General features: G+C 67.7%; 13 protein-coding genes. 6 read left to right on the plus strand and 7 right to left on the minus strand.

Features of this window, described 5'->3' with window-relative positions; all coding sequences use genetic code 11:
* Nucleotides 1-99: 99 nt before the first annotated feature.
* The 3 genes from BAY61_RS24120 to BAY61_RS24130 all read left to right on the plus strand — a co-directional run bounded on the left by BAY61_RS24120 (nt 100) and on the right by BAY61_RS24130 (nt 3,387).
* Complete coding sequence (locus BAY61_RS24120; RefSeq protein WP_091807330.1) at nt 100-1,839, plus strand: hypothetical protein; 1,740 nt, start codon at nt 100-102, stop codon at nt 1,837-1,839.
* 78 nt (nt 1,840-1,917) lie between these two features.
* Nucleotides 1,918-2,304 carry a PPOX class F420-dependent oxidoreductase gene (locus BAY61_RS24125; RefSeq protein WP_091807328.1) on the plus strand — a complete coding sequence of 129 codons (387 nt, stop codon included), beginning with the start codon at nt 1,918-1,920 and terminating at the stop codon, nt 2,302-2,304.
* A gap of 90 nt (nt 2,305-2,394) precedes the next feature.
* A complete protein-coding gene (locus BAY61_RS24130) occupies nt 2,395-3,387 on the plus strand; it encodes an esterase/lipase family protein (protein ID WP_091807327.1) in 993 nt (330 codons plus the stop codon).
* A 48-nt stretch (nt 3,388-3,435) separates the two neighbouring features.
* On the opposite strand, the gene priA is transcribed toward BAY61_RS24130, so the two are convergent.
* The 4 genes from priA to BAY61_RS24150 form a co-directional block, all read right to left on the minus strand.
* On the minus strand, nt 3,436-4,173 hold the full coding sequence (gene priA / locus BAY61_RS24135; protein ID WP_091807325.1) for a bifunctional 1-(5-phosphoribosyl)-5-((5-phosphoribosylamino)methylideneamino)imidazole-4-carboxamide isomerase/phosphoribosylanthranilate isomerase PriA: 738 nt from the start codon (nt 4,171-4,173) through the stop codon (nt 3,436-3,438).
* Nucleotides 4,174-4,208: 35 nt separating this feature from the next.
* Complete coding sequence (hisH, locus tag BAY61_RS24140; RefSeq protein ID WP_091807324.1) at nt 4,209-4,838, minus strand: imidazole glycerol phosphate synthase subunit HisH; 630 nt, start codon at nt 4,836-4,838, stop codon at nt 4,209-4,211.
* A gap of 9 nt (nt 4,839-4,847) precedes the next feature.
* Nucleotides 4,848-6,032, minus strand: a complete 1,185-nt coding sequence (locus tag BAY61_RS24145) for an MFS transporter (protein WP_245865385.1) — start codon at nt 6,030-6,032, stop codon at nt 4,848-4,850.
* Nucleotides 6,033-6,093: 61 nt separating this feature from the next.
* Entirely contained in the window at nt 6,094-7,101 is a 1,008-nt protein-coding gene (locus BAY61_RS24150) for a PHP domain-containing protein (protein ID WP_091807322.1), read from the minus strand.
* Nucleotides 7,102-7,441: 340 nt separating this feature from the next.
* On the opposite strand from BAY61_RS24150, the gene BAY61_RS24155 reads away from it, so the two are divergent.
* The gene (locus tag BAY61_RS24155; protein WP_245865387.1) at nt 7,442-9,598 is read left to right on the plus strand and encodes a VanW family protein; all 2,157 of its coding nucleotides are present in this window, start codon (nt 7,442-7,444) and stop codon (nt 9,596-9,598) included.
* An 87-nt stretch (nt 9,599-9,685) separates the two neighbouring features.
* Nucleotides 9,686-9,898 carry a DUF5302 domain-containing protein gene (locus tag BAY61_RS24160; protein ID WP_091807321.1) on the plus strand — a complete coding sequence of 71 codons (213 nt, stop codon included), beginning with the start codon at nt 9,686-9,688 and terminating at the stop codon, nt 9,896-9,898.
* Between the two features lie 72 nt (nt 9,899-9,970).
* Here the strand turns inward: BAY61_RS24160 and BAY61_RS24165 are convergent, their stop codons facing one another.
* Both BAY61_RS24165 and BAY61_RS24170 read right to left on the minus strand, forming a co-directional pair.
* Nucleotides 9,971-11,044 carry a Glu/Leu/Phe/Val family dehydrogenase gene (locus tag BAY61_RS24165; RefSeq protein WP_091807319.1) on the minus strand — a complete coding sequence of 358 codons (1,074 nt, stop codon included), beginning with the start codon at nt 11,042-11,044 and terminating at the stop codon, nt 9,971-9,973.
* Nucleotides 11,045-11,209: 165 nt separating this feature from the next.
* Nucleotides 11,210-11,596: a tautomerase family protein gene (locus BAY61_RS24170; protein ID WP_091807317.1), complete on the minus strand. Its 387-nt coding sequence runs from the start codon at nt 11,594-11,596 to the stop codon at nt 11,210-11,212.
* 71 nt (nt 11,597-11,667) lie between these two features.
* Here BAY61_RS24170 and BAY61_RS24175 point away from each other — a divergent pair, with 71 nt between their 5' ends.
* Nucleotides 11,668-12,144 carry a MarR family winged helix-turn-helix transcriptional regulator gene (locus BAY61_RS24175; protein ID WP_091807315.1) on the plus strand — a complete coding sequence of 159 codons (477 nt, stop codon included), beginning with the start codon at nt 11,668-11,670 and terminating at the stop codon, nt 12,142-12,144.
* 14 nt (nt 12,145-12,158) lie between these two features.
* Here BAY61_RS24175 and BAY61_RS24180 read toward each other — a convergent pair whose 3' ends face one another.
* A complete protein-coding gene (locus BAY61_RS24180) occupies nt 12,159-12,359 on the minus strand; it encodes a hypothetical protein (protein WP_091807313.1) in 201 nt (66 codons plus the stop codon).
* Nucleotides 12,360-12,389 lie beyond the last annotated feature (30 nt).

The following is a 12,389-nucleotide window of genomic DNA, read 5'->3' on the forward strand; positions in this document are numbered from 1 at the left end:
ACGGGGAAAGGATTTCACGGCAGCGATGGCCTCACCCGGAACGGTTCATTCTGAGGCAATGGAAAACCAGTCGGCACGAAGACTTTCTGGGGTGCACGCATGAGCACGGTGACGATGGGGGAAGCCCCGGCTGACGAGTCGGCCGCCCCTGAGCCCTCCGGCGAGAAACGCCGAAGGGGCGCCCTCGCACTCCCCATCGCGTCGGTGGCGGCAGGAACGGCGGCGATCGGCGCTCACGGCGCGCTCTACGGCCACTGGATCATCGACGACGCCGCGATCACCTTCGCCTACGCACGCAGTTTCGCCGACGGTCTCGGCCCTGTCGTACAGGCGGGGGCCGAACCGGTCGAGGGCTTCTCCAATCCAACGTGGACAGTGTTGCTGACACTGGGCAAGTGGCTGGGGCTCTTCGACAGGGGCACGATCTTCGGCATCCCCGACTACGTCCTTTTCCCCAAGGCACTCGCACTGCTGCTCTGCGCGGGGATTCTCGCCGCCTGCCACCTCGCGGCGAGCAAGGTGATGCGGAGGCCGTGGCTGGCCACCCTCGGCGTCGGCGCCGTGCTCGCGCTGACCCCGTCGTTCGTCATCTGGATCTTCTCCGGACTGGAGAACCCGCTCTACGCCCTCATCATCGTCTGGCAGGCGGTACTGCTCTTCCGGGCGGTACTGGACGACCGCCTGCTCTCGATGAGGCTCGCGCTCGCCGTGGGAGGACTCGCCGCGCTTGCCGCGCTGACCCGGCCCGAAGGGCTCATCTACGCGGGTGTGTATCCGCTCGTGGTACTCGGCCGCCTCAACAAGCAGATTCTCGGCAGCAGCATCAAGCACGTACTGGTGTCGACGGCGGCGTTCGGTGTCCCGGTCGGCGCCTACTTCCTGTGGCGGCACGCCGAATTCGGCAGGTGGCTCTCCAGCCCCTCGATCGCGAAGCGGCAGGGCATTCCCGCGCTGGAAGACCTCACGAGGCCCGGGGAGCTGATCGCCTATGCCGGCGCGCCCGCCGCGCTGCTTGCCGTCGTCTTCATCGGCATGGCCGTCGCCCGCCCTTCCCCGCTACGGAGGGGCCTCCTGACGTTGCTGGTGCCGCTCGGGCTCGCCGTCATCGCCTACGCCGTACTCGAACCCGACTGGATGGCCCAGTTCCGCTTCGCGACGCCGATCTGGGTACTCGGGGCGCTGACCTCGGTGCTCGCGGCGGGCGCCGCGTTCCGCAACGCCCGCTTCCGGGGCAGGGTCTGGCTCACCATTGGGCTCACGGCCGCGATGCTGCCCACGACCGCGTCGTTCGCGAACGCGGCAAGCGAGTTCCGGCAGGTCCCTGACATCTCGGCCTGCTACGTCGCCGACCGGTTCGGCAGGGTGTTCAACGGCTACGCCGACGTGCTCGGCCTTCGCGAAGGCTCACTGCTCATCCCCGACCTCGGCGGCTCGTCACTGACCAGCAGGCTGCATCTCGTCGACATGGCGGGACTGACCAATCACCGGTTCGCCGACCTCGTCGGCGACCACGACAAGGTCGGCCAGGGCAACTACGTCTTCGAGACGGTCAAGCCGACGTTCATTCATTCACGGCAGCCGTGGAGCAGCGGCAACGGACTCGGCTTCGACCCGAGGCTCGACCGCGACTACTACCCCGTGCACTTCGACCCGTTCCAGGGCGCGCCGAACGGCGACTGGGTCCGCAAGGACGCCATACCCAGTCAGGAAAAGCTGGCCGAACTCCGCGCGTACGCGGCCTCGACGGCGCTTGAGGTCGAACGGGGCGAGGGCGCGTGGCCGCGCAGGGCCTGTGGTGACACGTTGCGGCCGGGGCAGACGGTCGTCGGAGACGGCTGAGCACGCGCGTCCTTCCCGGTGAGTCCGCTGTGGACGGCAGTGAGCGCGTTCTCAGCGAGATCGGCCTACCGTGATCACATGGGAACGGAATTGGAGCGACTCGCCACCGAGAAGTACGTGCTGTTGACGACCTTCCGCAAAAGCGGCGACGCGGTGCCCACCCCGGTGTGGGCGGCGCGGCTCGGCGACGAACTCGTCGTCTGGAGTGAGCGCGCGGCCGGAAAGGTCAAGCGCATCAGGGCCGGCAGCCAGGTCGAACTGGTCGCCTGCGATCTGCGCGGCAAACAGACCCACGGCCAGACGGTGCGAGGTAAGGCGCGGATTCTCGACGACGAGGGCACGGCGGCCACCCGCGAGGCCATCGCCCGCAAGTACGGGATCGTCGGCAGGGTGACCATGTTCTTCAGCAAGCTCAGGGGCGGGCCGCAGCGCACCGTCGGATTGGCGATCGACATAACGAACTGACCACGATCTTGAGGCACGTCGGGTAAGGTCCCTGGCTTGCCGGCCCGATCGAGCCGGACCGCACACACAACCAACGGGGGAGGTTTTTCCGTGCCGTTCAGCAAAAAAGGGCGCATCGTGGCCATTGTCGCGGCGGCGGCAGTGGTCGCGGTGGGCGGAACAGCCGTGATCGCAAGCCAAACCGGAGGAGCCGAGCAGACAACCGCCCAGGCGGAAGCAGGAAACAACGCTGAGCCCGCCGCGAAGATGGAGTCGTTGAACGCGGCGGGCGCGGCGAGCACGAACAACAGGGTGTACTTCGTGCACGGCTACGACGGCGACAGCAAGAAGGACTGCGGGCAGACCTGGGACCGCGCGCTGAGCTACTTCGCCAAACGCGGCTGGCCTGGCGATTCACTCAAGACGGTCGGGTACTACAAGGCCGACACCAACTGCGACGTCTCGGTCAGTGAAGGGACCAACCAAACCCGCATCAAGGACATCGCGGCGGACTTCGCGAACTACATCTACGACGAGCACACCAGCAAGGGCGAGTCCATCGACATCGTCGCCCACTCCATGGGAGGGCTGGTGACGAGGGTCGCGCTACTCGGTTCGGCCAAGGGCTGGGACGGCTTCCCGCAGGGGCCGCTCAAGGTCGGCGACGTCGCCACACTCGGCACCCCGCACCAGGGCGTCATCTGCGAGGACGACCAGGGCGACGGCGAGGACAACTGCCCCAACACCACGCAGTGGCTTTCCATGGACCCCGACTCGGAGTTCATGCGAGTGCTACACCTTCCCGAGAACCAGCTCGGTGAACAGTGGGCGGCGGGAACGGACTGGACCCTGGTCTCCTCCGACGAGGACGCCACGGTGAGCGGAACCTCCGCCATGGACAAGGGCCACTACGCCGACCACAAGTTCCGGTATCTGCCCGGCAGCAAGAACACGGTCACGCACTCGGGTATCCGCGAACTCGGCAGCGGAACCTACAACCTGCGGTACTGGCACGCGAGCGAAGGCGAGTCGCACGACACGACGAACGGCTGGGCTCCGGTGAAGGCCGCCTACAACGCGGTCTACCACGACGGGGACTGGTAGCGGTCGTGTTCCCGGGATTCCCGTTGGGAATCCCGGGATACCGCGGGATCAGACCGCCGCGACGGCGGCAAGCGCCTCCGGCAACGTGAAGGCACCCGCGTACAGCGCCTTGCCGACGATGGCACCCTCGACGCCGTCCGCCTCAAGTTCGGCCAGCGCCCTCAGATCGTCCACACTGGACACACCACCGGAGGCGATGACGGCGGCGTCGGTCCGCGCGGTGACCTCACGCAGCAGTTCGAGGTTGGGGCCACGCAAGGTGCCGTCCTTGCTCACGTCGGTGACGACGTAGCGCTGGGCGCCGTCCCTGTCGAGTCGCTCCAGCACCTCCCACAGGTCGCCGCCGTCGCTGGTCCAGCCACGCGCGGCGAGCCGGTGACCCAGTTCGGTGATGCGCACGTCGAGGCCGATGGCGACCCGGTCGCCGTAGGCCGCGACGACCTTGGCGCTCCATTCGGGGTCCTCAAGCGCGGCCGTGCCGAGGTTGACCCTGCGCGCGCCGGTGGCAAGCGCCGCCTCAAGCGACTCGTCGTCCCTGATGCCGCCGGACAACTCCACGAGCACGTCGAGCCTTCCGACGACCTCGGCGAGCAGTTCCCTGTTCGAGCCCTTGCCGAACGCGGCGTCGAGGTCGACGAGATGGATCCACTCCGCTCCGTCGCGCTGCCAGGCCAGCGCCGCCTCCAGCGGCGAACCATAGGAAGTCTCGGTACCGGCCTCACCCTGTACGAGTCGGACGGCCTGGCCATCGGCCACATCAACGGCGGGAAGGAGCGTGAACGTCACCAGGTCACTATAGGAACCGGGGCGTTCCCCGGGTTTCAGAGGGTGCGCAGCCAGTTGCGAAGCAGGTGTGCGCCGGCGTCGCCGGACTTCTCCGGGTGGAACTGCGTCGCCCACAACGGACCGTTCTCCACGGCCGCGACGAAGTCCTCACCGTGATGCGCCCACGTGACCTTGGGCTGCTGACCGGCGAGCCCCGATTGGAGTTCCCACCGCCTTGCGGCGTAGGAGTGCACGAAATAGAACCGCTCCCCGGGGTCGAGACCGGCGAACAGCCGCGAGTCCTCCGGGGCGCGCACGGTGTTCCAGCCCATGTGCGGGAGCACGTCGGCGTGCAGGCCGTCGACGGTGCCCGGCCACTCACCGGCGCCTGCCGTCTCGATGCCGTGCTCGACGCCACGCTCGAAGAGAATCTGCATGCCGACACAGATGCCGAGCACCGGCCTCCCGCCAGCGAGGCGCTTGCCGATGATCTTCTCGCCGCCGACGGCGAGCAGGCCGTGCATGCATGCCGCGAACGCGCCGACACCGGGGACGACGAGCCCGTCGGCTTCTTGGGCCGCGTGGGGGTCGGCGGTCACCTCCACGTCGGCACCCGCGCGCAGCACGGCGCGCTCGGCGGACCGGAGATTGCCCGATCCGTAGTCCAGAATCACAACGCGAGGCACGGCTACAGGCTAACCGGCCTCTGCTGAACCGTGCCGAGCCAGCCAGGCGACCGGGAGCAGGCCGACAGCGACGACGGCGAGCAGCCCGAACGCGAGCGGGAAGCTGAACCCGGTGACGATGGCACCGACGGCGACCGCGCCGAGCCCCTGGCCGAGATCGAAAGCGACGTTCCAGGACACGCTCGCCGCACCGGCCGGTGCCCTCGCGAACATGGCGACGAGCGCGTCGTTCTGCACGACGCCGAAACCGAGACCGAACAGCGCGACGGCGAGAACGACGACCGGCCCGTTCGACGAAAGCAGCGCGAAACCGAGCAGACCGAGCCCCGAGGCGGCGAGCCCGGCAGGCAGCATCCGGCCCGGTCCGGCCATCCGATCGCCGAAATGCCCAGCCGCCCATCGCGACAGCACCGCGGCGGCAGGCGCGACGAACAGCGCGATCGTCGAAGACGGCGAGGCGACCACGATCGGAAGGAAGGTCGCGAGGCCGCCGAACCCCGTTGACACCGCGAGCATCGGCAGCCACGGCTTCCACGTCGCCTTGACCACGACGGCAACCGACGATTTGTTCTTCGGCTCCTGCCTCGGCCGTAACACGGGCAACAGCAGGAACGGCAGCACCGCGCACAACGGCAACGCGGTGGCGAGCAGGAAGACCGGCGCGAATCCCCAGTGCTCGGCCAGCCAGGTCCCCGAAGGCAGCCCGAACAACTGCGGGAACCCCGCCGCCAGCCCGTAGAGCCCCGACCCCTTCGCCACCAGCCGCCTCGGAAGCAGTTCGGCGATCAGCGCGCTCCCGCACACGGTCAGCACGCCGAAGCCGACGCCACGCAGGACCGAGATGCCGAGGATGACCCCGGCCGCCGTTTCGCCTTGCGCGACGATCAGCAGCGGGGTCGGCAACGCGAGAAAAAGAGCACCGGCCAGCAGCACCGGCCGGTAGCCGAACCTGCGCAGCGCCGAGGGCATCGCGAACTGCGCGAGCACGGTCGCGGCCATGAAGCCGCCGGTCGCGGCACCGGCGGCGAACGGTCCGGCTCCCTGGCTCACCGCCCACATCGGGACGACGGGAAGCAGCAGCGAGTACCCGAAGAAGGCCGCGGCCGAAGCGAACAGCGTCAGCCGGAAGTCGCGAAAGCGAAGCGGGGAGACCGGCGCCGCACCGGGCAGTGCGTCGGTCCTGATGGATGACACACAGCCCGTTCTAGTACGCGCGTACCTGTTTTGTCCACACGCTCCGCACTGTGAGATGGCCTCACCTTGAGGCTGCCCACGTGACCAGGTCGTCCGCGCTCATCGTGTTGATCACGTCGGATTCGCGCACCCCGCACTCGGTCGCCCGCACGCAGCCGTAGGGCAGCCAGGCGAGCTGCCCAGGAGCGTGCGCGTCGCTGTCGATGGAGAACCGGCAGCCGATCCGCGCAGCCTCCCTCAGCAACCTGCGCGGCGGATCGAGCCGCTCAGGGCGCGAGTTGATCTCGACGGCGACGTCGTTGTCCCTGCACGCCGTGAAAACGGCCTCCGCGTCGAACTCCGACTCCGGCCTTCCCCTTCCCACGACGAGCCGTCCCGTGCAGTGGCCCAGCACGTTGACCCTCGGGTTGGCCACCGCGGCCAGCATCCGCCGCGTCATCTCGGCTGCTGGCATCCTCAGCTTCGAATGCACGCTCGCGACCACGACGTCGAGTTCGTCGAGCAGGCCGGGATCCTGATCGAGCTCGCCGTCGTCGAGGATGTCGACCTCGATACCGGTCAGGACGCGAAACGGTGCCAGCTCGCGATTGAGCTCCGCGACGACGGCGAGCTGGTCGCGCAGCCGCTCGGCGCTCAGCCCGTTGGCTACGGTCAGCCGGGGCGAATGGTCGGTGAGCACGATGTACTCCCTGCCCAGCTGCCGCGCCGCCTCCGCCATCTCCTCGATCGGGCTCCCGCCGTCCGACCAGTCCGAATGGGTATGGCAGTCGCCACGGAGCGCGGCGAGCATCGGCCCACCGTCCGGCAGGCCGGGAGCGCCTTTCGCGACGACCTCGGTGAGGTAGGCGGGTTCGCGCCCCCGCACGGCGTCGGTGATGACGGCGGCCGTCGTCTTGCCGATACCGCTCAGCGCGGTCAGCGTGCCCGCGTTCACGCGCTGTTCGAGTTCACCGTCCGGCAGGTCGCCGACGACGGCGGCGGCCTTGCGGAAGGCTCTCACCCGGTAGGTCGGCTCGCCGGCGCGTTCGAGGTGCAGCGCGATCTGCCGCAGCACGCGTACCGGATCCACGGCGGGTTCACCGTGCCCTTTCGAGACGGTGCGTTTCCGCGATGACGAGCAGCCGCATCAGGTCAGCGTAGCGCCGCGAGGACCGCGCCGCGGCGCCCGAATGAGACCGAATCGGAACATTCCGCGACATCGTCACTACGCGGCGGAACAGGCCCGGCTCGGTATGGGGATCTCCGGCCTCCTCGGCCGAACAGATCACCCATAACCTGCGAAAAGCCCGGCAAGGGCGCGACAAATCGACACTGCCGGGGGCACGTGCGCACCCACCGTGGCCGGACCCGTATCTTGGCCGACGGAGTGGAGTCCTGGCCCGTCATCGCCGGACGTGGAGGGGTTTGTCTTGCCACAGGATCATGAGTGGCCGGAGTCGCATGCCGAGCAGACCGACGTCTTCCCGGCGGTCCCGGCGCGAACCGGCCAACCCGAACAACAGCAACAGCGGGAAGAGCCACACGAGGAACAAACAAGCGCAGAACAACTGGACGGAGCCGACCAGCCGACCGAGCAGGTCGCGGCTGAACAGGTCTCCGCCGACCAGCAGACCCAGCGGATGCAGCCCGCACAGCAGGCACAGCCAGGGCAGGCTGGTCAGCAAGCCTCGTCGGCCACCGAGTTCATCGCGCGGCCGCCCACGAGGGAACAGCCGACCCAGTTCATCGCGAAACAGGGTGACGGAGAGCTGCCGACCGTCACGACGGGGGCGGCGGCGCCGACCGAGTTCACGGCGGGCGTCGACACCACGGCGTCGATACCGCCCGTGCCGCCTGGCCCGCCCGAACCTCCCGCTCAGCAGGATGGTTCTTCGTGGCGCCGGTTCCGCAAGCCCGCCTTCATCGCGGGCGGGGTTTTCGCCGCGCTCGTCCTCGTCTACGGCATCGACCTGCTGGTGACGACGGGTGACGTTCCCCGGGGAGTCACCGTCGCTGGCGTCGACGTCGGCGGGATGAGCCATTCCAAGGCAGAAAGCCTGCTCAGGGAGCAGATCGAGCCCAGGGTGAGCCAGCCCGTCGCCTACACGGCCGGGGACGTCGAGGACAGCTTCACCCCGCAAGAGGCGGGGCTGAAACTCGACTGGTCGGCAACGCTGGAACAAGCCGGTGACCAGCCGCTGAACCCGATCACGAGGCTCACCTCGTTCTTCTCGACGCGTGAGGTCGGCGTCGTCACGCAGGCGGAGCCCAACCAGCTCGAAAACGCGATGTCCGCGTTGCGCAAGAAGATCGACCACGAGCCGGTCGAGGGCAACATCGCCTTCGAGGGCGCGACGGCGGTGCCGGTCGACCCGAAGAACGGCCAGCGGCTCAAGGTCGACAAGGCGCAGTCGGTCATCCTCGCCCACTGGGCGTCGGGTGATCCGCTGAAGCTGCCCGTCGACAGCACCCCGGTGACGATCACGCCGGAAGCGGTCAGGGTCGCGCTCACCCAGGTGGCCGAACCCGCCGTGTCCGGTCCGGTCGTCGTTCGCGGCGAGGGAGCCGACGGAACCCTCGAACCAGAGGAGATCGCCCAGAGCCTGACCTTCGAGCCGAAGGACGGTTCGCTGGTGCCGAAGGTCGACCACAAGAAGGTCGTCGGCGCCGTAGGGCCCGATCTCGCCGACACCGAAACAGAGGGCAAGGACGCCAAGATCCTGATCAAGGACGGGCAGCCGACGGTCGAGCCGTCCGAGGACGGCAACAAGATCAAGTGGGACGTCACGCTCAAGCCGCTGCTCGATGTGCTGAAGCAAACCGAGCAGAGGGAGCTGACCGCGCACTACGAGAAGCAGCCCGCGAAGCTGACCACCGACGAGGCCAACGAACTCGGTGTCAAAGAAGTGATCGGGGAGTTCACCACCGGTGGCTTCGCCGACGACTCCGGAGTCAACATCCGGACCGTCGCCGAGAAGGTCAACGGTGCCGTCGTCAAGCCGGGCGACACGTTCAGCCTCAACGGCTACACGGGTCCGCGCACGGAAGCACAGGGTTACGTTCCGGCCGGCATCATCGAGAACGGCGCGCCAGGCAAGGCGGTGGGCGGTGGCATTTCGCAGTTCGCCACCACGCTGTACAACGCCTACTACTTCGCGGGCCTGGCCGACGCGGGGCACCAGGAACACAGCTACTACATCAGCAGGTACCCCGAGGGCCGCGAGGCGACCGTCTTCCAGAACCCCGACGGCTCCAGCGTCATCGACGTGGGCTTCACCAACGACAGCCAGACCGGTGTCGTCGTCGAAACGGTGTGGACGCCTTCCGAAATCACGGTGCGGCTGTGGGGCACGAAGCGCTACGAGGTGGAGTCGGTCACCGGTGACCGCACCGACATCGTCGAGCCGGAAACCACGAAGGGCCCGAAGGAAGACTGCAAGGCCAGCAACGGCGGACCGGGGTTCACGGTGACCGACACCAGGATTCTCAAGGACGCCTCGTCGGGAGCCGTCGTGCGTGAGGAGCCTCGCACCGTCACGTACAAGCCGCAGGCGAAGGTGGTGTGCAAGGGCGGTGACGGTCGCTGACCACTGAAATCAAGTGGCAGCGGCTACCCGTGCCGTGCCACTCTGAGCGCGGGTACGTAACCGCATTCGCGCACACCGGAGGTTCTCATGTCCGACTCGTCATCGCCCCATCCCGAGGGCGAACAGGGTGCTGAGGGCTCGGAAACGGACAACGACGTGAAGCGCAAGTTCCGGGAGGCTCTGGAGCGCAAGCAGGCCAAGGCGAAGGCGGGGACCGCACACGAGGACTTCGGTTCGAAGGTCACGCAGGCGCACGGCCCGGCGGCACACAAGAGGAACTTCCGTCGCAAGAGCGGCTGAGCACACGAGACAGAAGCGGAAGGCCCTGTTCCCACCACTGGGAGCAGGGCCTTCCGCTTGTGTCGTCGCCGCTCAGCCGGTGAAGATCGACCGCAGTCTCGGCACCTCGGCGATTCTGCGTTCGGCGAGCCGGTCGGCCGCCGTGACGGGCGGGACTCCCTCCGCCGCGGCCAGCTCGAACACCGCCTTCGTCGTCTCGAACAGCGAGGTGACCTTGCGCCGGGCCCGTTCGAAGTCGAATCCGTGCAGTTCGTCGCTGACCTGGATCACCCCGCCCGAGTTCACCAGATAGTCGGGCGCGAAGAGGATGCCGCGCTCCTCCAGCAGTTTCTCCACTCCGGCATGGGCGAGCTGGTTGTTGGCCGCGCCGCAGACGACGGCGGCCCGCAACCGGGCGACCGTGTCGTCGTTCAGCACCCCGCCCAGCGCGCAGGGAGCGAACACGTCGAGCCGTTCGCCCATGAGTGCTTCGGCGTCGACGACGACCTCGACCTCGGGATGTGCCAGCGTGATCCGGTCGAGCGCGGTCTTGGCGACATCGGTGACCAGCACCTTCGCCCCTGCCTCGACGAGGTGCCGCACCAGCAGGTGACCGACCTTGCCGACCCCGGAGACACCGACCGTCCTCCCGCGCAGTTCCGGCGTTCCCCACACGTGCTCCGCGCTGGCTCGCATGCCCTGATAGACGCCGAAAGCGGTGAGCACCGACGAGTCACCCGCGCCACCGTTGTCGGGCGAGCGGCCGGTCACGAAGCGAGTCTCCCTCGCGATCACGTCCATGTCGGCGACGTAGGTCCCGACATCACACGCGGTGACGTAGCGCCCGCCGAGCGACTGGATGAAGCGGCCGTAGGCACGCAGCAAAGTCTCGGATTTCAGCGTGGCCGGATCGCCGATGATCACGGCCTTTCCGCCGCCGTGGTCGAGCCCGGCGAGCGCGTTCTTGTAGGCCATGCCCTTCGAAAGGGCGAGTACGTCGTCGAGTGCTTCGCGCTCGGTCGCGTAGGGGTGGAACCGGGTGCCGCCGATCGCGGGCCCCAGCGCGGTCGAGTACACCGCGATGATCGCCTTGAGCCCGCTGTGCGGGTCCTGGCAGAAGACAACCTGCTCGTGGCCGCTCTCGCGGCCGAATACACCTTCGGTCACGGTGGTGACTCCCTCTTCGGCTGCTGTTTCCGGCTTGTGGCCAGACAACCCGCAGCGGATCTGGTTGTGTGCGGCGGCGAAGGGAAAGGTTGTTTCCCGCTGATCACCGCTCGCAGCTCAACTTAGGCCCTCACACCCGAGGAAAGCCACCGGCCCGCCCGCGCCCTATCGCGAATCCACGACGCCACCGATACCGGTGCGACCGGCCGGTGTGCCCACCAGTTCGACGGTCACGCCGGAACGGACGCGCTCGCCGAACACCGCGACAACGGCCTCGGTGACCCCGGAGACCAGCCGAGCCACGATGTCGTCGGCGTCCGGCCGACCGAACGCGGCTTCCTTGATGCCGAAGGTCACGCTTGGCGACGGCGCCTGTGCCGGTCTGCCGCCGATGCCCCACCGGCTTGCCGGCAGTCCGATCAGGTGCACGACCGCGATGTCCCGTGCCCAGTCCCCATATACGGCGACGATCGCGTCGGTCAACGCTTCGATCAGCTCGTTCTCCCTGCCGACGAGATCGGTTTCGAGGACGTAGACGGACAGATGTGGCATGACGGCTTCTCCCTATAATGACTTTGAAGACAAACAACCTTTGCTAACAAAGCTAATTTGGAGGTGGCTGGATGTCAACAGCCGACCCCGCCGACGAAGCCGTCCGGGAGTTGCTGCTGCTGACGCCGCGACTGATCGGCAGGATCAAACGACTGCCGCTGCCCCATCAGTTGCGGTCGTTCGACCTGGCCCCGAGACATCTGTCCCTGCTGTCGCTGCTTCTGCTCGACGGACCGCTGACCGTCTCTCAGCTGGCCGAGAAGCTGAACGTGGCTCCGACGACGGTGAGCCTGATCGTGAGCGAACTGAGCCGCAAAGGAGTGCTCGAACGACGCGAGGACGACGCCGACCGGCGTCGGCGCATCGTCGACATCAACCCCACGAGCCGGGAAGCCATCTCCCAATGGCTCTCGCCGGGCGCACGCGCGTGGCGGGCCGCCCTGTCACCGCTGAGCCCCGCCCAGCGACGCATGTTCGTCGACACCTTCCTCGCCTACGAAGCGGCCTTCGCCGACGATCCGGACCAAGGACCTGCCTCGGAGACCTGAAAACGCACCTCAGATCACCACGCGTCCTTTTCGGCAGCGAGATTTTCGCCGTGAAGCTGTTCGGCGTCGGCGCGAGCCCTCTCGGCCCAGACCTCCCGCTCCAGCAGTTGCAGAGCCCGCCGGATCACATCGCTCTCGCGTTCACCGCTTCGCATGGCGGCCTTGATGATCCACTCATCGTCCTCCGTGAGCCGGAATCCGATCTTCGCAGTCATGAGTACGAGAATTCCCTGCCGGGGAACAAC

It is taken from the genome of Prauserella marina (genome assembly GCF_002240355.1).
Lineage (GTDB): Bacteria > Actinomycetota > Actinomycetes > Mycobacteriales > Pseudonocardiaceae > Prauserella_A > Prauserella_A marina.